Raw genomic sequence first — 26,105 nt, forward strand, 5'->3', positions numbered from 1 at the left:
ACATCATTGCACGGTCAAAAGTATAATAAATACTATACTCATAATATATATTACTTTGTTGAGGAAAACCAAAAAATAATGATTCATAATGTTCATCATGTTAAATTATGTCGAAAATCAATTGCGGCGCGAAATAACAAACAAGCTGATTTTCTCGATGCAATTGACCGATCTGACATAACCTTTGCTGTTGGTCCTGCTGGAACTGGAAAAACTTATTTGGCTGTTTCTAAAGCCATACAATGTTTTGAAAAGGGTGAAGTTCAAAGATTGATTTTTGTAAGACCAGCAGTTGAAGCTGGAGAAAAACTAGGGTTTCTTCCAGGAGATTTAGTAGAAAAAGTACTTCCCTATTTGAGACCCATTTATGATGCATTATATGAAATGATAGGTTTTAAAGAAACACAAAAACTGATTCAAACAGATATTATCGAAGTTTTACCATTGGCGTTCATGCGTGGTAGAACTTTAAATGAGTCATTTATTATTCTTGATGAAGCACAAAATACAACCATTATGCAAATGAAAATGTTTTTAACTCGTATAGGTTTTGGCTCAAAAGCTGTAATAACCGGGGATATGACCCAGGTTGATTTGCCAAAAGGTATTGATTCGGGACTCGCCCATGCAGTAGGATTATTCAAAAAAATACCGGAAATTAGTATTCATACTTTCACAAGCCGTGAAGTAGTAAGACATCCGTTAGTATCTAAAATTGTTGATTGCTATGATAACGCATCAACAGGAAAAAAATAATGAGTTATTATATCGATATTCAAAATGCCACTGATGAACCCCTACCTTTCAGTGAAGAAGAATTAACACGTTTGGCATCACTGGCTTTACGGGATTATCAAAAAGAAGCTGAACTCACTGTTCGTTTGGTTACACCAGACGAAATGATCCACTTAAACGGTACATACAGAAAGCAAAATAAAACGACCAATGTGTTGGCATTTCCGAGTGCTTTACCACCTGAAATTCAATTGGAATGCCCTTTATTAGGTGATGTTATTATTTGTCCGCAAGTCTTGTTAGAAGAAAGCAAGCAACTTAAAAAAACGCTGGAATCACATTGGGCATTGATTTTGATTCATGGAATCTTGCATTTATTGGGCTATGATCATATTAAGGATGATGAATCAGTCATAATGCAAGCTATTGAAATTAAATTATTAGCTGAACTTGGATTTTCTAATCCTTATGACGCAGAGGGTAATGAACTTGAATAAAGAGGAAGATAGTAATACGTGGTTCGCTCGGTTTAAGCAGTTTTTGCAAGGAGAACCACAAAATCAAGAGGAGCTTGTAAGTTTATTAAGAGATGCTCAAATTCGTTCGCTTATTAGTGCTGAGACTTTAGCAATGATCGAAGGGGCTATTTCTTTCTCCAAAATGCGTGTCCGAGACATCATGCTGCCAAAAAATCAAATGGTTTGCATTAAACAAGATGATGAATTCGGCGATATTATCAAAACAGTGACCCAAACTGGTCATTCAAGATTCCCCGTGATCGCTGGAGATTCAGATGAAATCATTGGGATATTGCATGCAAAAGATTTATTACGCTATCAATCTACTAACCTTGGCACCTTTGATTTGCTGGATATTTGTCGTCAGGTTACTTTTGTTCCTGAAAGTAGGCGCTTAGACAGCTTACTCAGTGAGTTCCGCAGTAATAAAAATCACATGGCTATTGTTGTAGACGAATATGGCGAAGTTTCAGGCTTTGTAACCATTGAAGACATTATCGAACAGATAATTGGCGATATCGAAGATGAATTTGATATCGATGAAGATGCCTACATTAAAGTACATGAAGACGGACACTATATTGTTAAAGCCCATATGCCTATTGATGAATTTAATGAGCAACTTCAAGCAGATTTTAGTGATGAATTTTATGATACAATAGGTGGCATTGTAATGAATAGTTTTGGTCGTTTACCTTCACGAGGGGAAACCATTACAATTGATTCTTTTGAGTTTAGGATTATCAATGCAGATGCCAGAAGAATCAAGTTGATGGAATGTATTGATAAACGCAAGGCATAATGAATCATGAATGGTAATATTCTCATAATTGATGACGATATAGAGTTGACCGATTTATTAACCCAATATCTGGAACCTGAGGGTTTCCATGCTGTTTGTGTTCATGATGGTGAAAGCGGGGTAAAAAAAGCCTTAAATCAGTCTTTTGATGCAATAATTCTTGATGTTATGTTACCTAAGCTAAACGGCTTTGAGGTATTAAAGGCTATTCGTGAACATTTGGAAACTCCTGTCCTCATGTTAACCGCTCGGGGTGATGATATAGATCGTATTGTAGGTCTGGAAATAGGCGCAGATGATTATTTACCCAAACCATGTAATCCACGGGAACTGGTAGCGCGTTTACGAGCAATTTTAAGACGTACACAAAAAATTCCTACTTCAAGACCTATCATCGAACAACATAATATTGTAGTTGACTGTTCCAAGCGTCATGTAACTATGGCTGGAAATTATCTTGAACTCACAAACGCTGAGTTTAATATTTTAGAGATGCTTATTAAATCACCAGGACAAGCATTTTCAAAAGAAGAACTTACTGAATATGCTCTTGGCAGAAAATACACTGCCTATGATCGTAGCATCGATGTTCACATCAGTAACTTAAGAAATAAATTAGGTGATAACCCACAAGGTGAGCCTATAGTTAAGACCGTTCGTGGATTTGGATATATGTTTAATGCGTAGTTTGTATTGGAAAATTTTTATTTCATTTTGGCTAGCCACAATACTTATTATTTTCACTACCGCCTGGATAATCAGTTACATTGTACACAAATCATCATTACCCGCCCAAGAACAATTATTTATGGATAGCTATGCAAATGCGGCGGTTGCAACCTATGAATCAGGAAGACAAACTGCATTATTAAAATGGTTGAATAAAATTGGTATTTCACGCCATATGTCAATTTATTTGTTAACCAGTACTGGTGAAATTATTGGCACACAAGCTGCACCAGAAAATGTAAAAAAAGTTGCAGAAAATCTACTCCAGGATCAGCTGAGTGAAGGTATTTTAAAATCAGAGAAACTTATTGTTAGTCATGAAATCTTATCAACTTCAGGAAAATTTTACCGGCTTGCTGCAGTAAGTGAAAAACCCATCTATCATTTTGTCAGTGTTCCTTGGGCTGGCCTTGCTATTCGCCTCACCTTAGCAACGTTTATTAGCGGTCTTATTTGTTATTTATTATCACGATATTTAACTCAACCGTTACGATCTTTGGGGCTGGCAGCTAAATCAATTGCTACTGGAAAGTTAAATACACGTGTTGGTCATTTAAGAGGGCATCATAATGATGAAATAGCTCAATTAAGCCATGAATTTGATCGTATGGCAGAGCAACTGGAAACACTAGTTAGCTCAAAAGAAAGATTGTTACAAGATATTTCACATGAATTGCGCTCCCCTCTTGCTCGCCTACAAATTGCTATTGAATTAGGACGAAATAAAACACTCCATTTGGCAGATACTGAATTTAAGCGCATGGAACTTGAATGTTCCAGATTAAATGCTTTAATTACAGAAATACTGGAATTTGCTCGCTTGGAAAAATCAACAACTGATCTCAATTTAAACGAAATTGATCTTTCTACTCTTTTATTTAATGTCATTAACGATGCCAATTATGAAGTTGGAGAAGAAACACATCGCGTCAAAGCAGGAATAATTGAGCCCTGTTGTATATTAATCGATGAACGTCTGATTCACAGAGCAATAGAAAATGTAGTTCGCAATGCACTACATTACTCGCCTGCCAGCGAACAAGTTATTGTTTCATTAAAATACGATAAAACTAAAGAACATGTATATATTGATATTAGTGATAAAGGTCCGGGCGTACCTGAAGACCAGCTAGAGAGAATATTTAATCCATTTTATCGTGTGGACACGTCAAGAACAAAAAAAACAGGTGGATATGGCTTAGGATTAGCCATCGCTTTTCGCGCAATTCAATTACACCAGGGTGAAATTATGGCTTTAAATAATCCTGATGGGGGATTACTCGTACGAATTATTCTTCATTCAACACCCAAAATCAAAAATGAAACATCTGAATTGAATTCAGTTATGGATACGTAAATCATATAATATCTCATATGAACTAGAACTGTTTTTCTCTGTCTAATTAAGGTACAATATGCCGGGTAATAGGAGCATTAGGATTACTTTTATATGACCGTAGCCCAGAAATTAGACAAAGCAAGTGGCATCTTTTTCTTCACTGGCTTTTTGCTTTCAAAGCTCCAGTATATTCCTTTCCCGCTCGCATCAGCTATTTTCAGATTTGTTTCATTGGGAATCTATTCACTTGCTTATCTCGCTTGGCTTACAGCATCTCTTCTCCACCCAGATCATCCAGTGAATTACCGAAAATGGTACGGTTTTGCGCAAATTAAAGAACAATTTCTTTTGTCCTCATTTGTAGGGTTAACCGCAACGGTAATCAGTGTCGCGGCCGTTTTCGTACCTGTCCTATTTCCTCCAGCGGCATGGCTTTTCCTTATTGGTAATGCAATATGGGCAATTGGAGAATATCATAGATTTAAAAATCCACCGAAAAATGATGCCAACTACTCTTCGGACCGACAAAAAAATTATGTGTCTTATGCGGCAACATCAACCGCTATAAGTCTGGTTGCAGCGATTGCTGCTACCCTTATATTTTTCTTTCCACCCATGGCAATACCCATTACTATTTTTTCTCTGATTATTTGTGCAGGACTCGGTGCATTGGCATTTGAATTCTGGTTAAATTGCACTTTTGGAAATCATAAACCAGACCAAATTCCAGAAAGTTACACAGACATAGGCGATAGCTTAGGTCCTTCAATTTCTGAAGAACTTTCTAACTCACCAGAACCAGGTTTCTTCAATTGTTTATTTCCTAAGCCCAAAAAATCTTCTAGTTCTAATACTGTTGAATTGCTTGATATTAAAGAAAATCATGTGGAGCATAGTCTTCAGGGTAAGACTCTTCTATAATTGACTTCTTTCAGTTCTACTTAAGTTTTATTATGGATCAAACAATTGCGAAAATGATTTCAAATGCACATAAGGCGCTTGCTCACTCTTACTCACCCTACTCCAAATTTAGCGTGGCCTGCTGTATTTGTACTGATAAAGATAATTTATATACAGGTGTTAATGTAGAAAATAGCTCTTATGGTTTGGCTGTGTGTGCAGAAACCTCAGCAATTTCTGCTATGGTTTCTGCAGGCGAGCAATGTATCAAAAGTATGGTTGTTTTGGCAGGAACAAATTTATTATGTTCACCTTGTGGGGCGTGTAGGCAAAGAATTTATGAATTTTCAACGCCTGATACCCTGATCCATCTATGTGATAAAAATTCAATATTACATAGCTTAAAGATTGATGAACTCCTGCCATTGGCTTTTAAATTTGATTTTAACCCTTAGGCTCTGCTTACATTTTGCAAGATAGTAGAAATGAAAACAGACTCTAATTAATAGGAAGATTTTTATGACAGATTCAGAACCAAAGCAGAGCTATGCCCATTTAGCGGCAAATTATATTAAAAAATTATATCCTTCATTTAAACCAACTATAGGTGTGGTATTGGGATCGGGTTTAGGTAAATTTGCTGAGGAATTGCACGATTCAATTTGTATCAGTTACGAAGAATTACCTGGATTCCCCAAGATTACTGTACAAGGCCATGGTGGTAATTTAATTTTTGGATATTGGAATAATGTGGGTGTTATATGCTTACAAGGTCGAGCTCATACGTATGAAGGTTTGGAAAACTATGAAACAGTTAAAACCTATATTCGTACCTTAAAGCTCTTAGGGTGTAATTATTTCATAGCCACTAACGCCTCTGGCTCATTAAGAGAGGATGTTGGCCCAGGTGAATTAATGCTTATTTCCGATCATATCAATTTACAGCCTAGTAATCCCTTAATTGGTCCAAATGATGATGAGTTTGGCCCAAGATTTTATCCTTTAGATAATGCTTATGATAAAGAAATGCGTTTTAATTTATTATCCATCGCGGCAAAAAACTCAATCCAGCTTACAGAAGGAGTTTACATTTCTGTACTAGGCCCACACTACGAAACTGCTGCTGAAATCAGAGCATTTAAACTTTGGGGAGCAGATGCTGTAGGAATGTCGACGGTTCCAGAAGTATTGGTAGCAAATCATTGTGGTATGCATGTAGCAGTTATTGCAATGATTACCAACTTTGCAACAGGTCTTTCGAAAACAGCCCACAGCCATGAATCGGTAATTGCGATGGCAGAAAGTGCCGCACAAAAGCTTAATTTCATTCTAAAACAGTATATTGCGAGTTTAAAATGAGTTTAGAAGCCCATTTTAATGAGGTTATGCACACATTGCTTGGCGGTTACACTCAGAGTGCCGTGACTACCAAGCAATTGATCCAGTCCATTGATCTTACCTTATTGGATGAAAATGCGACTATTGAATCACTAAATCAATTAAAATACAGTGCAAATCAAAACCATGTTGCTGCACTATGTGTTTATATACAGCATCTAGGTCAATTCTCTTCGCATAATACCATTGACTTAGCTACAGTAGTTAATTTCCCACAAGGAATTGAAGAGTTGTCTGATTCAATTGCAACTATAGAAAAAGGGTTTCAATTAGGTGCTGCAGAAATTGACTATGTTTTTCCTTATCGTATTTATCTACAGGGTCAAAAGCAAAAGGCTTTAAATCAATGTCAAGCTATTGCGCAATTATGCAAAGAACAAAAACTTGTTTTAAAAATTATTTTAGAAACGGGTTCTTTCCCTGATAGAGAAACCATTTATAACGCAAGTAAAGAGTTAATTGAATTAGAATGTGATTTTATTAAAACCTCAACAGGTAAAAATCAAACAGGAGCATCTTTATCGGCAGTATTTGCAATTTTAAGCGCTATTCGAGATACAAATACAGGTTGTGGGATTAAGATTTCTGGAGGCATTAGAAAACCGCAGCACGCTTACAATTATGCAAGACTCGCAGAGCTAATGCTTGACAAGCAAATTAATAAGAGTTGGTTTCGAATTGGAGCCAGCAGTTTATTGGAAGAACTGTTAAAAATAAATTAATTCTCGGTTATACTGCGCGTGACCGCAAAATTAATGTTAATGTGACCTGGATAATTCCCATTTACTGAAGATAGTCCTATTTAATGGGTATATTATTTCGGTCATGTTCCTAACTGGAGTTTAAGTCCTATGATTCGAAAAAACTTATTTAAGTCCGTTTTAGTATTACTTTTTGGTTTCATTTTACTTAGTTGTAACAAAACATTACCTCCTGGTGAGTATGATTCAGCTGAGGTAGGTAAAGTTAAAAAAGTAATTCCAGGCACGATTATTTCAAAGCGACCTGTAAATTTACGTCGAAATATGAGCAATATTACTAAAAAAACAAGCAATAGTTTTGAAGATAATGGTTACAGTCAATCGCGTGGCGTTGAGTATGTGATTCGATTAAATTCAGGCGGAATTATTTCTGTAGTTCAGGCTGAAGATCTCAAGCTAAAAACGAAACAAAAAATTCTTGTAATCTATGGAAAAAACACACGTGTTGTTGCAGATAATGGTAGCGAAGCTTATTAAAACCTGAGCTCTATAGAGTGTGCTAATAATTCCTCTACTACTCCTCCGTACCGCGACGTGTTCGCGGTATCCAGGAATCCTAGTCATCTAGAGGATTTCTTCATAAAATAACTCCATCCTGAACTTAATTTTTATATATTAGTCTCTTAATCCCAACATAATAGGACCGATTATCCCAGCATTATCAGAACACTTATCTATAGATTTGACCAATTTGGTGTCCGTGGTTTAGGAGGTATTAGTTATATTTTTTAAACATTAAGTTTTTTTTGCTCATAGATAAGGCATTCAACCACATCAAACTCACAAGCTGGGTGCACATTGACTAGTTTTGCAAGGAGTAAACCAATGCGATCGCTTTGCTCGTTTCTGAACGCTGCTCCTTCCCCCAACCCCGTATTTTTCCCGTGATTTCATTTTTTTGAACGCTTAATTGAATTTTAACGTGATTGATTAACTTAAAAGAAGCCCATGCATATATATTTAGCCTGAAATCACTAAGATTCAACTTTGTTGTCTCTTTTTTGCACCATCCCCCACAACCTGTATGAGGACGAAAAAATCGAGATCTATTAGGAATCATATTCGCATTAATATTAATAATGCCTCCACCAATCTGCCCTCTTTTATAATCTACTGTGAATAGTGCATCTGTTGTGTAGCCCATTCCATAATAATATCCAAAATTTCTTAAAACAGAAAATTCATTTTGGACATCATGATCTATTTTGTATCGCTGAAAAGCGTAAGCGTTCATCATTGTAAAGTCACCATAAATATCAAGAACGCTTCTAATTTTGAAATTATTTAGATAAGTGGTCATGTCAATCGTTAATCCCAATAAGTGAAGTGCCGAATAAAAATCATTCAATACATCATCCATTTTAATTTGAACAGCAACGCTTGGCCCGATAAATAAATTATGCCCTTTAAGATAACCTCTCTTATCGTAAGAAAGCTTTTTCGAATAATAAGCACCTAATGTCGTTTTAGCGAAAAAATTTAACGTATTAAATTTTGAATTATAGTAATCTTCAAAAAGCAATTGGCCAAAGACATTGTCAGTTAAGAAATCATTGACCTCACCTACTTGTTCAAACATTGGAATATCAATTAATTGTGTATTTAAACCAAAATAAACTCCTGATAAATTACTTTTACCGTTAGCTGGGGAATGGGAGAATAATTTAGGTAATTCGTATTGGGTAGTGAAGTATCCGGAATAAATATCAAACATGCTCCATGGGGAGTAATTACTATCAAAATAGTTGCGCGGAGCTTCTTTATAAATCTTTACTGAAAACAAATCCAGGAAATATTTGGGTGCTTTGAAAACACATCCTAAAGCATTATTAAGAGGAGTAGAAGGTAAGTACTGAAAGATCTTAATGACTTCATTATATGTCTCTCCAATAACAAAGCCGCCCCAAATTGTATTAATTTGATCATTAATACTGACTACTTCCCTAAATTCAGTTACATACTCCCAAATACTTGAAGCTGCAGCGGTATAAAGTATTGAATAAAATCGATTCAGTCCATTTAATCGGGCAATTGAATAATATCCTGCTCCAGCAAAAAAATGTCCCCTATTAGTGGCAAATAGATTGTCATCAAATCGAACAGCGCTACCGTTCAAACGATTTTTTATTGAAGAATGAAGAGTAAAATCCCAATCAACCGCATTAAATTCGTGATTATTATAATATCTAATAGTATATCCAATCAAAAATGCAACGGTTTCACCTGCAGCAAGCAGATAATTTTTTTGAGTTGTTGTATGGTTTTTTGTGAACATTACCTGAAAAGCAGTTTCCTGAATCGTGTAATTATTTTTTCTTTTACAAAAAGTATTTACTTGTTGATTTTTGGCCTGACAAATGGCAGAGGATGATTTTTTATATTGGGGAAGATGGCATATTTTATTGGGAGCTTCCTTAGCTATTATTGAAGAATTAGGATTTGAAGCATGAGAGTTGTTAGACAAAAAAAATAGGGTAACAAAGGAAGCCATTAGAAATAAATTGAACAACTCCATTTAAAAAAACATCCCTATCGTTTAACAATATACCATTCTATTTTTTTAAAATACTAAAGTAAAATGTATCTTCATAAATAACTCGTTATTTACCGACAACAGCTAGCCACATTAAGGCGCCGTAATACACACTAACAATAAAGGCTTTAAAACATTCTTGCGGGATTCTTTTACTAATCAACTTTTGTTGGTACATCAAAACCATACCTGCTGCAAACCAAAAAATATAAAACCATAAATTTATTTGATTTTCTAATGCCAAGCACAGCCACAAACCATGAAATAATCCTTGCAATAAACCAATAATCATTCGATCGTAACTGGCAAAATAAATTGCAGTAGATTTCACGCCAATTCGCAAGTCGTCTGCTTTATCAGCCATAGCATACATCGTATCATAAACAAGAATCCAGGAAAAATTGATTAAAAATAATAAGAAAAACTCACCATTCAAGGGAAGATCTGAGGCAACATAAGCCATGGGAATTCCCATGGAGAATGCTAAACCCAAAATCAGTTGGGGAGCATCTAGAAAACGTTTGCAAAAAGGATATAAAAAAGAAATGAATAATGCGATCAATCCGAAATAAAAACAATTTCGCGGTAACTGAAGTAGTATAAATAATGCAGCGAAAAGCAAAACTATTAATAAAAAGAAGGCTTCGGGCAAACTCACTTCGCCAGAGGTTAATGGCCTTAATTTAGTACGTGCGACATGTTTATCGATATTTCGATCTGCAATATCATTGATTACACAGCCTGCAGCTCGCATGAATACAGTACCACATAAAAAAAGGATAAAAAGTCTAAGTGGTGGTACTCCTTTATTCGCTAACCATAAAGCCCATGCTGTTGGAAACCAAAGCAATAAAATTCCCACAGGCTTATCAAAACGCATTAACCGCCAATATGCATTCCATTTCATGAGTTAATACTCTCAAGTTCAGGTAACATAATTTCAGCTAAATAAAATGCCTCCTTTTGCTGAAATAAAAATTCTGCAAGCCGCACCCAAAGTACGTCATCGATAGAATCCAAGTTCCTTTTTACCCAATAAAATTCCAAGCATTGCTGATCAATTGGGTAATTGATTGACTGAACACGATGCACCCTATCTTCTTTAAAGATTAAATTTTTTATTGATTCATTTTCCAAACGTCCAAAAAAAGTTGGATCGAGATCATAACATTTTTTAGGAATAATGCTTCGAGCATACCAATAAGCCACATTGTGGCTTTTCATAATGATTTCACGTTGAAAGACCAGCTTATCTTGAATTTGCAGAAAGTTATTATCCCACCAGTCTGTATTCCTCCAATATTGAGAAATCAGTTCAACTTGCGCATCACCTTTAATTTGCTGCAGTTTATCAGTTAATGAATCTTGATAATTGAGCCATTTTGAAAGTTGTTCAGAGCTTTGCGCACTTATTGTAAAAATAGAATGGGTATTAATAGGCATAGATTTTAGTACTATTACAAAATATATTTCAGCAGGATCTTACAAAATTAACGCATCAGGGACAAGTTATTGCTAATTCTTATTCTACCAAGTCGATTTAATATGATAACTACCTGCTCACGGGTATCTTTATTAATTAAAATAAAATGCCCATTACTAATTGCCTGACCTGGATGAGTTGAGAATACAATCTTATTTGTTGTGCTTACTCCTACCCAATTCAAATCCCAATGAGGATGACTCCATTGCCATTGATAAATCAGTTCAATTTTATTTGTTTTTTTATTTAAAAAATTCAAAACCATACCATTTGACCAACTGGATGAAACATCTAGAGGAGCAAGATATACAGAATTGCCAAGGATAATGGCCTGCATCTTGGCATACTGTATTGCAGTTCGCAGTTCATCAATGAATGTTTTCTGTTCATTTTTTTTCATAAAATAAGTGTATGAACCAATTCCTACTATTGATAAACTTAAAAATAAGAACATAGTTATCATTAGTTCAAGCAGCGTAAACCCTTTTACTTTCATATAAAAAACTGATTTCCTATTACTGCCTGTTTGCGAGTTACGAAATACAATATCATAATTTTATGAAAAAACCATGGACTTAAATGCTAAAAGAAAATGACTCATCGGACTCTAAATTATCATAATTGTCTTCAGAAAAAACTCCATCAATAACTATTTGCATAGGTTCACTTCCACGGCTCAAAGAACGAAGCAATCGAGAATGAACTTTAGAGTCCTTATGCAAGAAACCTAATACGCGTAAACTTTGTGCAAAAGATAAATTCCAACGTGCAAAATACTCGTCTTTATATATGTTTTTATTACCGCTATTAAGCAACTCAAGCAATTGAGTAAATGCTTCATAAACTTGCTCAGTGGGGTTTAGTTTCAGTTCTTTTAATAAATTAATTGCAATATGAAAAATTACATGCGTTTCATTGTGAATTTTTGCAAAATGATTCAAACATGCAAAAGGTGCTTTCAACGAAAAGGAATGACGTGCAAAGTCAAAGATTTTTTTATCTGTGGCGTCTTTGAGAAAGTCTTGTGATAATTTTAAAAATACAGGGTAAACAGCAAGTAAAATCTTATGATTATCACTTCCGATGGATGAAGATGAAGTATTTGACATTATTTCATTGCCAAAAAAAGTTAAAGGACTCTCATCTTGTTTAGGACTTTTTTGTGAGGTAGCAGTTGTACTGAAATAAAGGCTCCGCAGCTCTTCAGCTTGTTGCATTAACTCCGTTCGATTAGGTGCAGTAGATTCCTCAATAAGTCGATATACTATTTCAAACCAGTGTTTATCACCTCGATAGCAACAATAAGAGAGCAATTCACCCAAAGAACTAAAAGTCGTATACATAAATTCTTCATTTTCATATTCTTCGGAATCATTTTTTCGATAACGCATGTTCAAATAATTATTTGTCTCCTCAAAACCTGCATCGATCATTTGTTTTCTTGTTTCTTCTCCTACTGTGAATGATGAGCTTGGTACATTGTCGACATTGATCACGATGGATTGACAGGCATATTTCCTCAATTTCAAGCGATCTTTCTCCCAGCCGCTCGCTGGATCACTAACCCCAGTCAGCAATCTATAAATCCAATTTAATACAACATTCTCTCTATAAACCCTATCCATGACCCGATCTATGGCCTTTCGTTCTGGCCCGTCATCAAACTTGACTGCTAACACTTTTAAGTTATTACCATATTCTGATTCAAGTAGGGTTGAATGATCATCAGAAAAAGGCTCAGTAGGAAAATTATTTAATATACCACCATCATTATGTTCCTCCCCGTCAATAAGCGTTGATCTATAGACTATTGGGAAGCTTGCAGATGTTTTAACTGCTTCACTTACTTCAAAATTTGGTGAGTGTAAAAGGGAAAAATATCGAGTTGTACCTTGACGTTTATTTGTCGCTGTAACCACTAACTCTTTGCCAATTCCACAACCGGGACATTTTTGACGAATTGCTTCCAATGTAGCAAAAGTAATTTTCCCTTGTGGGTACGGAATTTGATATTCGGTAACAATTTGGTTCAATTTATAAGCAATTGCATAATCAAGGGCGGTCTTTAATGAGTCTGCTTCAGAAAATCCATTGATATTGATATCAAAATGAACCAAATGTTCATTCTTGAAATGTTTGAATAGTTCTTCAATTTCAGATGCAGAGTAACCCAGGTAACACAATAAAGCCATAATCGCACCTGCTGAACTTCCAGCAAATTTATCAGGGTAAATTTTGGCTTCATTTAACGCTTTCCAGACCCCAACATGTGCAAAAATTTTTGCACCACCACCACAAAACACTATATTTTCAATATTGGGTTTTCTTTCCCTAACCAGAATCTCATGTGATTTTAAAAATCGGAAAATCTCAATTTTTTTTGATTCATAGAGCGATACTACTTGTTTTTCTTTAATTGATTTACTTTTGACTTTTTCATCATTTATCCAAGGGAAAAACCAACTCCAAATTCGAACATACCATGGTTTCAGTGACATAAAACGCTGCATTTTTCGATAATCATGCATTTTATCCAGACGTTCCTGAGGATCAGATACCTCTATAGATTGTGGATGAGGACTTTTGCATACCGATTCAAATTTGATATTTTTTATATTAAGCGCAATGAGCTTATCGACCAATTTATCAGTAATAAAAACTCGTTTGGTATTCCCTAAAGGCTCTTGCTGTGAATCATTAGGATCATTATATTTTGTTCCTATTCCCGGAACTAGAAACTGATTAAAACCAATTAATGTACCATGATTACCATGACACATTTGAATACCAGTCAATTGATAATGAGATATATTTTTAAGAGATAAATCTAAATCAGTTATTCTCCAATGTTCTTGATATAGCCCCTGAAACCAACTGACTATTCTCCCCCACCAGGTTAAGGCGACCTCGGCTGTAAAACCTCGATATTCGTTTACAGTAACGCCACTTAAAAATGCCTTGGTTTTATCTTTTTGATGTGGATCCAAAAACCATTGCTTAAACAGTGCTCTTTTTTCATCACTTACACGGGTAAAATCGAACATTATTTGTTCGTTATCAAATAGATAGTTGCCAAAAGCAATTTTATTATCAGGTGGTAAACCATTAATTTGCAAGCGTCCTAAATAGGCCGTAATAATGATCTTTTTTAATAATTCCAGATTTTGAGGATATTGGTGTGCGTCAGATGCAAGCAACTGACTTATTACGTGTTGTGGTGTCATGACTTATCCTTAAGTTATGATAATCCATTAACATTCAGCAATAATTTAATCACTCCCAGTTGATATATTGCTCAATTGATCTTGCTTTACTTCACTCGATTCTTACTTCCCTCCATGCCACTTGTTCCAATTACACGATGACGATGCTCTTTGTTTTATTATTTTTAACCATCACAAATATAATTAACACAAATTTATCAGAAATTAAATAGAGCCAAAACAATCCAGCTCTTCATTGACTTTGACTCTTTTATTCGACTTTTGATTGGAAACTTTGATATATAAGCCATTATTCAATGAATAATGCACTTCCTACTGCATCATTCGGACAAGCCGCGGGACGTAGTAGGTTGGGTCATTTTGACCCAACAATTTAAATATGCTCACTATATTAAGTTGAGATGTCGATAAATTGGACGTAAGAATGAGATTTTAAAATCATCAATGCAATGAGTTATGTGAGTTGAATTTATTGGGTCGAACGTCCCAACCCACTCGCTTCAGGCTGTTAAGCCAGCATTCATCTCATCTATATTTTCTAATTTTTTGAAGACTCAGTGCTGACTTATGAGGAAATTAAATATTCTGTATACTACTTAAAATTTCATCTACAACGAGTTCTGGGTTAATCGCTTGAGTGATTGGACGCCCTACTACCAGAAAATCGCTGCCTTCTTCAATAGCTTGTCTGGGACTCATAACTCTTGATTGATCATCATTTGAATTACTCGCGAGTCTAATACCCGGAGTAACCGTGATAAATTGGTCGTTACAAGCACTTTTTATTATTTTCACTTCTTGAGCGGAACTGACTACACCGTCCAAACCTGATTCTTTGGTCAAAATTGCCAATTTTTTCACCTGGTCTATTACCGGTGCAGTCACTCCAATAGCAGTAAGTTCATTTTGGTTAAAACTGGTTAAAACAGTTACTGCAATTAATATCGGTCTATTCACGCCATAAGAATCAATTGCTTTTCTTGCGGCCTGCATCATACTCATGCCACCTGAAGCGTGAACGTTCATCATCCAAACGCCTAGATCAGCTCCTGCTTTACACGCTTTTGCAACTGTATTAGGAATATCATGAAATTTTAAATCCAAAAACACATTAAATTGTCTTTTGATCAGTTGTTTCACAAAATTGGTTCCAAGCAGCGTAAAAAGCTCACTGCCTACTTTTAATCCACAGCTTTTCGGATCAAGTTTTTCAACCAGATTTAAAGCGTCGTGCTCATTATCAAAATCCAATGCAACAATTAATTTAGACGTCATTTATGCTACGGCCTCTTCCTCATGAACTTTTAGAGCACTTTTTACTGCAGTGACAATTCTCATTTGTTCTGCTTCTTGCAGATAAGGATGCATGGGTAAGCTAATCACTCGGCTGCTGGCATGCTCTGCATGTGGGAAATCACCCACCTTGTACCCTAAATAGGCCATTGCTATTTGCTGATGTAATGGTACTGGATAATGAACAGCTGTTGGAATCCCGGATTCTTGCATCGCTTTTTGGAACGCATCGCGACTATTTACCTCAATAGTATATTGTGCATAAACACTGGTGTTATAACTATGAACAAACGGTGTTTTCACTAAAGAGGAAAGCATTTGGTCATAAGACTTAGCAACTCGTTGACGCATGATGATTTCATCTGGAAAAAGTTTCAACTTTTCAATTAAAACAGCTGCTTGAATTGTATCCATTCGTCCATTTATCCCTATACGATTATGGCAATAACGTGCATTTTGCCCATGGATTCTTATTTCAATAAGTTTTTGAGCTAACGCATCATCATTAGTAAAACAGGCTCCTGAATCCCCGTAACCACCTAAAGGTTTAGAGGGAAAAAAGCTGGTGCATCCAATCGTTGATAAAGCGCAAGAATACTTACCTTTATAAGTTGCTCCAAAACTTTGTGCTGCATCTTCAATTACAGGGATACCATAGCGAGCGGCAATGGAATTAATTTCATCATGATCAGCACATTGACCATATAATCCAACTGGCATTATTGCCTTGGTTTTACTGGTAATGGCAGCTTCTAACTGGTTAGGATCCATATTATAAGTAAGTGGATCAATATCTACAAAAACAGGCTTGGCTTGACAAAGACTAATCACTTCTGTGGTAGCAAAAAAACTAAAAGGAGTGGTTATTACCTCATCTCCAGGCTGAATTTCCAAAGCCATTAATGCCATTAATAAGGCATCAGTACCACTTGAATTAACAATGGCATGTTTAACCCCTATAAAATCAGCCAATTGCTTTTCAAGTTGCGTAATTTCAGGCCCCATAATGTATTGACCATGATTCAAAACGTTTTTAATACCGGTTAAAATTTCGTTTTCTATTATTGAATATTGTTTTTTTAAATCGATAAATTGCATCATAATCTCTTAAAAATTAGTTAATATCCTTCCAAGCCATGGACAGGTTTCATTCTTCCCCAGTTTTTACAGCCGGGGCAATGCCAATGAAGATGTTTTCCACCAAAACCACAATGAATACATCGATAGACTGGCTTATTGTCTAAAAATTTACTTGTTATATCATAAAGCATTTGTAACTTGTCACGCACTTTTCCGTGAGCAGATTCAAGATGCCAATAGATTAATTGATTTAAACCCCGAATTGATGGATGTTTACTCAAATTATCAGCTACGAAATCTATAGCTGCATCCATATTTTTTTGTTGCCTCAAATATTCTGCGATCACAAAAATTACTGAAGCTCTGGGATTATTCTCCAAGGTCTCTTCCAGATACTTGACACATTCATCCATTGTATTTAATTCTTTATGACATATAACTAAAGGTTCGATAATTTCTGTTAAAAAATCAGCATCTTGTTGAGGTATGCGTTTTAATGAGCGGATTGCTTGTTTGAAGCGCCCTTCTTTCATTTCAAGGCTTGCATTCATTAAACTTGCTCGAACTGATTGATTGTCCACGGATATTGCCTGTTTAATACAATAAGCCGCCTTATCAATTGCATTTGTTTTTAATGCCTGATTGGCCATTTCACAATAGTAATGCGCCGCTTGATTATGAAAACTTGTCCCTGTAGAAATCTCCAGTTTTTTTACTACATCTAAAGCCTTTTCCCACGCTTTTTCTTGTTGATAAATCGCTAATAAGCCATGCAAACTGCTCGTTTCTTTAGAGCCTCCTAGTTCTACAACCTCTAAAAAAATCCGTTCTGCACGATCAAATAAACCAGCGCTCATATAATCCTGGCCTAGGGCCATTAAAGATTCTTTTCTTTGCAAAATGCTTAGCTGAGGTCTTGCGATTAAATTCTGATGTATCCGAATGGCTCTATCTACTTCGCCACGACGTCTGAATAAACTCCCTAACGCAAGATGGGTTTCAACAGTATCGCTGTCAACTTCTAATAATTTAATAAAAATATCAACAGCCTTATCTGGTTGTTCATTTAGGAGATAATTTAATCCGACAACATACTCACGGGATAAGCGATTATAAAAAGTTGGATCTTCCTTGGGTTTACTACGATTAGCCATCCACCAACCAGACCAAGCAGCAGCAGGCAATAGTAATGGCCATAAATCTATCATTATTACCCCTCCTCTGTGCACGTCAAGTTTATAATAATAAAAAAACTAATGCTGATCTTGCAATGGAATTGATCGTAAGTTTTTAATTTCTTTTTCTGTTAATTTTAATTGATTTTTAATTTTGTGACATTCCGCTTTTAAACGCCAATATCGCCAGATAAAAAGTATAAAACCGATTAAAATACCGATGCCCAGCATAATTGTCATAAGAACAGAGATAGGCATTGATATTACTTTAAAATACAAATTAACGTCCACCGAAGTAGCATTTAAAGCTGCAAAACTAACGCCAATAATGATCAAAAATATATAAATAACCAGCATTAATATGCGCATAAATTCTTCCTTTTTTGTTACCCAGGTAGAGCGAAGCTGTCCCGGGCTTTTCCAGGACACATATAACAATAACCTAAGTTATACTTCGCGTCACTCAGGCTATTAAAATATGCAAACAAAAAAAAGCGTAGAAGGATCTACGCTTTCTTAACTAATTGGCAATAAAGAGATTAATCACTCTCTTTGCTTGCCATTTTTTCTTTCAGCAAATCACCTAAGGTTGTTGAAGCACCTTCCGTTCTGGAATATTTCTTAATCGCATCTGCTTCATCTTGAGCATCTTTCGCTTTTACTGAAAGAGTAATTGAGCGATTTTTACGATCAACGTTCATAATTTTTGCTTCAATCTCGTCGCCTTCTTTGACAAGAGTAGTAGCATCATCAACACGTTCATCTGATAGTTCACTCACACGAATAGTGCCAGTAATGTCATCTGCCAATGCTACAGTAACGGTTTTAGGATCTACGGCCACAACAGTACCTTTTACGATAGCGCCTTTGGTGTACTCATCAACAAAACTTGCAAAATTATCACCTTCAAGCTGTTTAATACCCAAAGAAATGCGCTCACGCTCAGGATCTATAGCAAGAATAACAGCTTCCATCTCTTGACCTTTCTTGAACTGTTTTACAGCCTCTTCACCAGGAACAGTCCAGGAAATATCAGACAAATGAACTAAGCCATCAATATCTCCATCCAAGCCGATAAATATTCCAAAATCGGTAATTGAACGAATCTTACCGCTTACTTTTTGACCTTTAGAGTGGCTTGCAGCAAATTGTTGCCATGGGTTACCAACGCATTGCTTCATTCCCAAAGAAATACGGCGTCTTTCTTCGTCAATTTCAAGAACCATCACATCAACCACATCCCCTAGAGATACTACTTTACTTGGATGTACGTTTTTATTGGTCCAATCCATTTCTGACATGTGAACTAAGCCTTCTACGCCCTCTTCTATTTCAACAAAGCAACCATAATCTGTAATGTTCGTTACTTTGCCTTGTAATTTTTTGCCTATAGGATAACGCTCTACTAGATCAACCCAAGGATCGTTACCTAATTGTTTCATACCTAAAGAAACACGATTTCTTTCGCTATCAAAACTTAATACTTTCACTTTTACATCTTGGCCAACGGATAATACTTCGCTTGGATGTTTTACACGTTTCCATGAAATATCAGTTATATGCAATAAGCCATCTATGCCACCCAAGTCAATAAATGCACCATAATCGGTAAGATTTTTAACAATACCATGGAGTTCTTGACCTTCATGCAGGGACTCGAGCAATGCCTGTCTGTCAGCGCTGCTTTCTTCTTCAACGACTGCACGGCGTGATACAACAATGTTATTGCGCTTTAAATCCATTTTAATTACTTTGAATTCAAGCTCTTTGCCTTCCAGATAAGAAGGATCTCTTACAGGTCTGACGTCAACTAATGAACCAGGTAAGAATGCGCGTATAGTACCAATTTCAACAGTAAATCCGCCTTTGACCTTTCCAGAAATAAGACCGGTAACTGTTTCATTGTTTTCATGTGATTTAGATAATTTACGCCAAGCTTCCTGACGTTTCGCTTTTTCTCTCGAAAGGAGCGTTTCACCGTAGCCATCCTCTACAGAATCTAAAGCAACTTCAACGGTATCGCCTAGGTTAACTTCCAACGCACCATCTTTATCATAAAATTCTTCTTTAGGTACAATACCTTCGGATTTTAGACCGGCATTTAAAATGACATAATCATTATCGATACCGATAACCTTGGCATTAATAATGGCACCTGGATAAAATTGAGCACCGGCAATACTTTGCTCAAACAATTCTTTGAAACTTTCAGACATGTTAATAAACTCTTTAGTAAAAAAATGAAAGAATGAGTTCCACTCATCTTTCCCCCAACAAACCATTAAGCATTAAACAAACGTTCATTAATTAATTTTAATACAATATTAAACACTTGTACAATGGATAATCTGGTTGTATCAATTTGCACTGCATCTTCTGCAGGCTTTAATGGCGCATGCGTACGAGCAGTATCCCTTACATCACGTTTAGCCAATTCTTCTACAACCTGCGCGAGGCTAACATTAATTCCTTTTTCTTTCAACTGTAAATAACGTCTATTTGCTCTTTCCTCTTCACTTGCATATAAAAAAACTTTTAAAATTGCCTTAGGAAAGACCACCGTACCCATATCTCGACCATCTGTAACTAAACCCGGAGGTTGGGCAAAATTACGTTGGCGATCGAGTAAAGCTTGTCTTACTTCCTGGATAGCAGCAATCTGAGACGCATCCTGACCACATTGTTCGCTTCGAATTTCTGCACTAATATCTTCATCATCCAAAATTACTTTTGCTCCATTATCATCCGAGGATGCAAAATGTAAATTTAGAGAGCGCGCGAGTACAGTTAATGCATGCACTTCGTTAAAATCGATTTTGTTTTTCCTGACTGCGTACGCAAGAACACGGTAAATTGCACCGCTATCAAGCATATTCCATTTAAGATGTTTTGCAATTAATTGGCAGAGCGTTCCTTTACCAGTTCCGCTCGGTCCGTCTAGGGTTATTACAGGCACAGTGTCATTGTACATTATCAACAGTTTCCTCTATTTGTAATTGAAGTTCCTTTGCAGTTTCTACAAACAAAGGAAACGAGGTAGCTACATTGACACAATTTTTTATAGTAACAGGATCACTAGCTACAGCCCCAGCGATTGCAAAAGACATGGCAATACGATGATCGCCTCTGCTCTCAACAGTACCTCCATGTAACGTTCCTCCTTCAATTATTATTCCATCATCCAATGCTTGCGCATGAATACCTAATTTTTTTAGACCATCAACCATGGCAGCAATGCGATCACTTTCTTTAAAACGCAACTCGCTTGCACCACGCAGCGAAGTTTGTCCTTGGGCACACGCAGCGGCTATAAAAATAACAGGAAACTCATCAATTGCAAGTGGCACCATGTTTGCTTCAATATTAATTCCCTTTAATGGTGCATGTTTAATTCGTAAATCGGCGACCATCTCCTCACCTAACTGTCGCTGCTCTAAAAGAGTAATATTAGCTCCCATTTCTAACAAAATATGAATTATCCCTGTGCGTGTTGGGTTAAGACCTACATTACGAATGAGAATATCGGAACCAGGGATGATAGAAGCTGCAACAATGAAAAATGCCGCAGACGAAATATCTCCAGGAACATATACGTCTGTGCCTAGACATTCATACGCTGAATTAATAATTAATGTATTATTCGAACGATGTACTGGATAAGAAAAGTTTTTAAGCATTAACTCTGTATGATCACGGCTTATACCTATTTCTGTAATTCGCGTTTCACCCTCAGCATAAAGCCCTGCTAATAAAATACAGGACTTTACCTGAGCACTCGCTTCAGGCATTACATAATGGATCCCTGTAAGTTTTTTTCCGCCTTTAATTGTAATCGGAGGCTTACCGTCTACTGTAGTGATATCAGCACCCATTTGTGTTAGTGGCTTACTAACCCGTAGCATGGGTCTCTTCAATAAACTCTCATCCCCGGTTAATTGACTATCAAACGATTGCGCAGCCAATAATCCTGCTAATAAACGCATGCTGGTTCCGGAATTTCCGCAATCTATCATCTTTTCTGGCTTTTTTAATCCATGCTTACCAACACCGTAAATTACCACTTGCTGTTCATCAGGTCCCTCTATTGTAACTCCCATTGCCTGGAACGCTTTTAGGGTCGCAATGCAATCATCGCCATCGAGAAATCCATTGATAATTGTTGTTCCTTTAGCTATAGAACCAAAAATAATGGAACGATGAGAAATTGACTTATCACCAGGCACAGTGATCTCACCTTTTATTGAATGAACAGGTTTACTTATAAAATTATGTATTCTCACCGACTATATTCCTTTGCAAATTCAGACATGAATTCAATAAGTGCATCAACACCAGCCATAGGCATTGCATTATAGAGACTGGCGCGAATTCCACCTACTAATCGATGTCCTTTTAAAGCATATAAACCTCTGAGTTGAGCCAATCGAAGGAATTCATTCTCTAATTTATCATTTTTGAGTGAAAAACAAACATTAACTATAGAGCGTACTTCAGGATTTACATGTGTAGTATAAAAATCTGTATTGTCCAAATATTGATATAATTTGGCAGCTTTTTCACAGTTTAAGCGGTATATTTCTTCAACCCCTCCCTGCGCTTTCATCCAATCAAAAATTTTATCAGCCAAATAGCAATTAAAAACTGGCGAAGTAGCATAAAGCGAGTGATGCTCTGCTTGAATTTTATAACTTAGCATCGTTGGCACAGGGGGAATAGGCATTCTTTCTAATAAATCATCTCTAATAATTACGATGGTTAATCCAGCATTAGCAATATTTTTCTGTGCTCCAGCGAAAATTAAGCCAAAATTTTTGATATCTACTGGCTCGCTAAGCAGGGCTGACGTCATATCAGCGATTAATGTAATTCCCTTAGAGTTAGGAACATAAGGAAAGCGAACCCCATTTACAGTTTCATTTGGCGTATAGTAAATGTAAGATGTATTTTCTTTTATTTTCCAGTTTTTCGGTTCAGGAATCGTTTTATAACCATTTTCTTCATCACTGGCTATACAATATGCTCTTTTCAAGTGCTCTGCTTCAGAGAAAGCCATATGTGACCATACCCCTGTGACCAGATACCCTGCCTGTTCTTCCGGATTTAAAAGATTCATTGGAATCATGGCAAATTGGGTACGGGCTGCTCCTCCCAAAAATAAAACATGATAATTTTGAGGTATAAAAAGCAAATCTCTTAAGGACTGTTCTGCATGATTTAATAGAGCCGAAAATTCCGGACTACGATGTCCCACCTCTAGAATAGAAACACCGAGATTTTGCCAATCAAGAAACTCTTCCTGAGCTTCCTTAAGAACAGCCTCAGGAAGCATGGAAGGGCCTGCCCCAAAATTATAAACTCGAGTTGTCATCGCTGCTTTCTTCAATTTCAATTTCAGTATCTGTTTCATTGTTGGACTCAATGGAGTCCTCACCTAAATCTTCAATCTTTTGCATACCGACTACTTTTTCACCTGGGCTTACATTGATTAAACGAACACCCTGTGTATTTCGACCGATTACAGATAATTCATTGATCTTAAAGCGTACCAATGTACCTTTATCAGTTATTAACATAGCCTCGTCACTATCAGTAACTTGTACTGAGCGAACAACTTTCCCATTACGTTCGGTTACCTGAATGGATATTACACCTTGTCCGCCACGCCCAGAAACCCGATATTCTTCGATTGAAGTACGTTTACCGTATCCATTTTCTGTTGCAGTCAATATGGTTCCATCAGAATGGGCTACTATCAAGGAGATCACTGCTTGTCCCTCTTCGATGCGAATACCTCGGACCCCGCGAGCAGTACGTCCCATAGGCCGCACTTTGCTTTCATCAAAGCGAACTACCTTACCAGCATCAGTAAATAGCATGATATCCTTGCTGCCATCAGTGATATCAACCCCAACTAAACTGTCATCTTCATCCAAGTCAACAGCAATAATTCCATTAGATCTAGGTCTGCTAAACGCATTTAAAGGCACTTTCTTAACTGTTCCCTTTTTCGTGGCCATAAACACATAATAGCCCTCTTGATATTCCCTAACGGGCAACATGGCATTAATTTCCTCACCTTCAGCGAGTGGTAATATGTTAATAATCGGACGGCCACGAGAAATTCGACTGGCTAGGGGAAGTTCATAAGCCTTCAACCAATAAAGCTTTCCATGGTTAGAGAAGCAAAGTAAGGTGTCATGCGTGCTTGCAATAACCAAACGTGAAACAAAGTCCTCATCTTTAACATTTGTTGCGGATTTACCCTTGCCGCCTCGACGTTGCGCTTGATATGCGGTAAGCGGTTGGTATTTTACATACCCTTGATGCGATAGAGTGACCACCACGTTTTCTTCAGTTATGAGGTCTTCCATTGTCAAATCTTCTTGCGATGCTGTGATTTCAGTTCGACGTTCATCACCAAATTGGGTTTTTATTTCAATGAGCTCATCACGAATCACTTGCATGAGTCGCTCTGGAGAAGCTAATATTTCCAACAGTTCGCGAATCAATTTTAATAATTCTTCAAACTCACCTAAAATTTTATCCTGCTCCAAGGCAGTTAAGCGATGAAGTCTTAACTCAAGAATGGCCTGAGCCTGAGCTTCTGATAATTTATATCCATCAACACTTAAACCGAATTCAGGGGCCAAATCATCAGGTCGAGATGCGTTGGAGCCTGCTTTTTCAAGCATCGCCTTAACCATTCCAGGTTGCCACAATTTGGCAAGCAATGCTTCTTTAGCATCCTGAGGTGTTGGTGATTTTTTAATTAAAGCAATCATTTCATCAATATTAGCTAAAGCAATTCCCAACCCTTCTAATAAATGAGCGCGAGCACGGGCTTTTTTCAGTTCAAATAAAGTTCTTCTGGTTACAACTTCACGTCTATGCTTAATAAAATATTCAAGAATTTGTTTTAAATTTAATGTGCGGGGCTGGCCATCAACTAAGGCAACCATATTGATTCCAAATACATTTTGCATTTGAGTATGAGCATACAAATTATTTAAAATAACCTCAGCCACTTCATTACGTTTTAGTTCGATAACGACACGCATACCCTGTTTATCAGACTCATCCCTAAGTCCAGAAATACCTTCAATCTTTTTATCTCGCACCAACTCAGCAATACGCTCAACCAAACGGGCCTTGTTCACCTGGTAAGGAAGCTCCGTGATAATAATGGCTTGTCGCCCTGAATCTTCATCTGTTTCAATTTCTGTTCGCGCTCGAATGATGACACGTCCTTTTCCCGTACGATAGCCTTGAATAATTCCGGCTCGGCCATTAATAATGGACGCTGTGGGAAAATCTGGACCAGGAATAATTTCCATAATGTCATCGAGACTTAATTCAGGATCATCAACCAGAGCAATGCACGCATTGATGACTTCAGTAAGGTTATGCGGTGGGATATTAGTGGCCATACCTACAGCGATACCTGAAGAACCATTAACTAATAAATTAGGTATACGTGATGGCAAAACTACAGGAGCGAATTCTGTTTCGTCGTAGTTAGGGCTAAAATCAACAGTTTCTTTATCAAGATCCGCCAATAAAGCATGGGCCACCTTCGACATTCTTACTTCGGTATATCGCATCGCAGCAGGAGCATCACCATCTACAGAACCGAAGTTACCCTGTCCGTCTACCAAAAGATAGCGCATCGAAAAAGGCTGTGCCATGCGAACTATAGTGTCGTAAACTGCTGTGTCACCATGCGGATGATATTTACCGATTACATCCCCTACCACACGCGCAGATTTTTTATAGGGTTTATTCCAATCATTGCCTAATTCACTCATCGCATAGAGCACGCGTCGATGAACCGGTTTCAATCCATCACGAACATCAGGCAAAGCCCTGCCTACAATGACACTCATCGCATAATCTAAGTAAGATTGCTTTAACTCATCTTCAATATTAACTGGCAAGACTTCTTTAGCTAGATAAACCATAGTTTGGAGGTATCCTTGACGGTAATTTTTTAATAATAAAGGATACCACACAGAGGGATTTAATTAAATCATCTCAACTAAAATGTAGACTTGGAAAATGGCACAATGTCAGGATAAACGATAAAATGCAAGTGAGGTCTTCGCCCTTTCTTGACGCGAGAAATTTATTATATTTTA

General features: G+C 36.7%; 24 protein-coding genes. 10 read left to right on the top strand and 14 right to left on the bottom strand.

The features are described from left to right. The first annotated feature begins 78 nt into the window (after nt 1–78). From FOLKNPGA_RS09915 to FOLKNPGA_RS09960, 10 genes are all read left to right on the top strand, one after another. Complete coding sequence (locus tag FOLKNPGA_RS09915) at nt 79–756, top strand: PhoH family protein (protein ID WP_182349766.1); 678 nt, start codon at nt 79–81, stop codon at nt 754–756. Further along, entirely contained in the window at nt 756–1,232 is a 477-nt protein-coding gene (ybeY, locus tag FOLKNPGA_RS09920) for an rRNA maturation RNase YbeY (RefSeq protein WP_182349767.1), read from the top strand. The genes FOLKNPGA_RS09915 and ybeY overlap by 1 nt, the downstream gene beginning before the upstream one ends. Next, on the top strand, nt 1,219–2,055 hold the full coding sequence (locus FOLKNPGA_RS09925) for an HlyC/CorC family transporter (RefSeq protein WP_232891023.1): 837 nt from the start codon (nt 1,219–1,221) through the stop codon (nt 2,053–2,055). Before ybeY ends, FOLKNPGA_RS09925 begins: the two co-directional genes overlap by 14 nt. Before the next feature lie 6 nt (nt 2,056–2,061). Then, nucleotides 2,062–2,742: a two-component system response regulator CpxR gene (gene cpxR, locus FOLKNPGA_RS09930; protein ID WP_182349769.1), complete on the top strand. Its 681-nt coding sequence runs from the start codon at nt 2,062–2,064 to the stop codon at nt 2,740–2,742. Beyond that, entirely contained in the window at nt 2,735–4,141 is a 1,407-nt protein-coding gene (cpxA, locus tag FOLKNPGA_RS09935; protein WP_182349770.1) for a two-component system sensor histidine kinase CpxA, read from the top strand. Before cpxR ends, cpxA begins: the two co-directional genes overlap by 8 nt. Nucleotides 4,142–4,234: 93 nt before the next feature. Continuing rightward, complete coding sequence (locus FOLKNPGA_RS09940; protein ID WP_182349771.1) at nt 4,235–5,044, top strand: hypothetical protein; 810 nt, start codon at nt 4,235–4,237, stop codon at nt 5,042–5,044. A gap of 32 nt (nt 5,045–5,076) precedes the next feature. Beyond that, nucleotides 5,077–5,478, top strand: coding sequence for a cytidine deaminase (cdd, locus tag FOLKNPGA_RS09945; protein WP_182349772.1), 402 nt, complete (start codon nt 5,077–5,079; stop codon nt 5,476–5,478). Between the two features lie 64 nt (nt 5,479–5,542). Next, nucleotides 5,543–6,382 (top strand): purine-nucleoside phosphorylase, encoded by an 840-nt coding sequence (locus tag FOLKNPGA_RS09950; RefSeq protein WP_182349773.1) that lies wholly within the window; start codon nt 5,543–5,545, stop codon nt 6,380–6,382. After that, nucleotides 6,379–7,143 carry a deoxyribose-phosphate aldolase gene (locus FOLKNPGA_RS09955; protein WP_182349774.1) on the top strand — a complete coding sequence of 255 codons (765 nt, stop codon included), beginning with the start codon at nt 6,379–6,381 and terminating at the stop codon, nt 7,141–7,143. The genes FOLKNPGA_RS09950 and FOLKNPGA_RS09955 overlap by 4 nt, the downstream gene beginning before the upstream one ends. 129 nt (nt 7,144–7,272) lie before the next feature. Further along, nucleotides 7,273–7,659 (top strand): hypothetical protein, encoded by a 387-nt coding sequence (locus FOLKNPGA_RS09960; RefSeq protein WP_182349775.1) that lies wholly within the window; start codon nt 7,273–7,275, stop codon nt 7,657–7,659. Nucleotides 7,660–7,984: 325 nt separating this feature from the next. Here the strand turns inward: FOLKNPGA_RS09960 and FOLKNPGA_RS09965 are convergent, their stop codons facing one another. From FOLKNPGA_RS09965 to gyrA, 14 genes are all read right to left on the bottom strand, one after another. Beyond that, nucleotides 7,985–9,697, bottom strand: a complete 1,713-nt coding sequence (locus FOLKNPGA_RS09965) for a DUF3943 domain-containing protein (RefSeq protein ID WP_182349776.1) — start codon at nt 9,695–9,697, stop codon at nt 7,985–7,987. An 85-nt stretch (nt 9,698–9,782) separates the two neighbouring features. Beyond that, complete coding sequence (gene ubiA / locus FOLKNPGA_RS09970) at nt 9,783–10,622, bottom strand: 4-hydroxybenzoate octaprenyltransferase (RefSeq protein WP_182349777.1); 840 nt, start codon at nt 10,620–10,622, stop codon at nt 9,783–9,785. After that, on the bottom strand, nt 10,619–11,158 hold the full coding sequence (locus FOLKNPGA_RS09975; RefSeq protein ID WP_182349778.1) for a chorismate lyase: 540 nt from the start codon (nt 11,156–11,158) through the stop codon (nt 10,619–10,621). The genes ubiA and FOLKNPGA_RS09975 overlap by 4 nt, the downstream gene beginning before the upstream one ends. A gap of 47 nt (nt 11,159–11,205) precedes the next feature. Next, nucleotides 11,206–11,694: a GspH/FimT family pseudopilin gene (locus tag FOLKNPGA_RS09980; protein ID WP_182349779.1), complete on the bottom strand. Its 489-nt coding sequence runs from the start codon at nt 11,692–11,694 to the stop codon at nt 11,206–11,208. Nucleotides 11,695–11,773: 79 nt separating this feature from the next. Next, nucleotides 11,774–14,422: a Dot/Icm T4SS effector VpdC gene (vpdC, locus tag FOLKNPGA_RS09985; protein WP_182349780.1), complete on the bottom strand. Its 2,649-nt coding sequence runs from the start codon at nt 14,420–14,422 to the stop codon at nt 11,774–11,776. Nucleotides 14,423–14,998: 576 nt separating this feature from the next. Then, a complete protein-coding gene (gene pyrF, locus FOLKNPGA_RS09990) occupies nt 14,999–15,697 on the bottom strand; it encodes an orotidine-5'-phosphate decarboxylase (protein WP_182349781.1) in 699 nt (232 codons plus the stop codon). After that, nucleotides 15,698–16,813, bottom strand: a complete 1,116-nt coding sequence (locus FOLKNPGA_RS09995) for a DegT/DnrJ/EryC1/StrS aminotransferase family protein (protein ID WP_182352824.1) — start codon at nt 16,811–16,813, stop codon at nt 15,698–15,700. A gap of 20 nt (nt 16,814–16,833) precedes the next feature. Then, nucleotides 16,834–18,003, bottom strand: coding sequence for a lipopolysaccharide assembly protein LapB (gene lapB, locus FOLKNPGA_RS10000; protein WP_182349782.1), 1,170 nt, complete (start codon nt 18,001–18,003; stop codon nt 16,834–16,836). Between the two features lie 45 nt (nt 18,004–18,048). Beyond that, nucleotides 18,049–18,339, bottom strand: coding sequence for a LapA family protein (locus FOLKNPGA_RS10005; protein WP_182349783.1), 291 nt, complete (start codon nt 18,337–18,339; stop codon nt 18,049–18,051). A 170-nt stretch (nt 18,340–18,509) separates the two neighbouring features. Continuing rightward, the gene (rpsA, locus tag FOLKNPGA_RS10010; RefSeq protein ID WP_182349784.1) at nt 18,510–20,186 is read right to left on the bottom strand and encodes a 30S ribosomal protein S1; all 1,677 of its coding nucleotides are present in this window, start codon (nt 20,184–20,186) and stop codon (nt 18,510–18,512) included. Nucleotides 20,187–20,251: 65 nt separating this feature from the next. Next, on the bottom strand, nt 20,252–20,941 hold the full coding sequence (gene cmk / locus FOLKNPGA_RS10015) for a (d)CMP kinase (RefSeq protein WP_182349785.1): 690 nt from the start codon (nt 20,939–20,941) through the stop codon (nt 20,252–20,254). Then, nucleotides 20,931–22,250 (bottom strand): 3-phosphoshikimate 1-carboxyvinyltransferase, encoded by a 1,320-nt coding sequence (aroA, locus tag FOLKNPGA_RS10020; RefSeq protein ID WP_370529162.1) that lies wholly within the window; start codon nt 22,248–22,250, stop codon nt 20,931–20,933. The genes cmk and aroA overlap by 11 nt, the downstream gene beginning before the upstream one ends. Next, entirely contained in the window at nt 22,247–23,338 is a 1,092-nt protein-coding gene (serC, locus tag FOLKNPGA_RS10025; protein ID WP_182352826.1) for a 3-phosphoserine/phosphohydroxythreonine transaminase, read from the bottom strand. Before serC ends, aroA begins: the two co-directional genes overlap by 4 nt. Beyond that, nucleotides 23,319–25,928 (bottom strand): DNA gyrase subunit A, encoded by a 2,610-nt coding sequence (gene gyrA / locus FOLKNPGA_RS10030; protein WP_182349786.1) that lies wholly within the window; start codon nt 25,926–25,928, stop codon nt 23,319–23,321. Before gyrA ends, serC begins: the two co-directional genes overlap by 20 nt. Nucleotides 25,929–26,105 lie beyond the last annotated feature (177 nt).

The organism is Legionella sp. PC1000, assembly GCF_014109805.1.
GTDB lineage: Bacteria > Pseudomonadota > Gammaproteobacteria > Legionellales > Legionellaceae > Legionella > Legionella resiliens.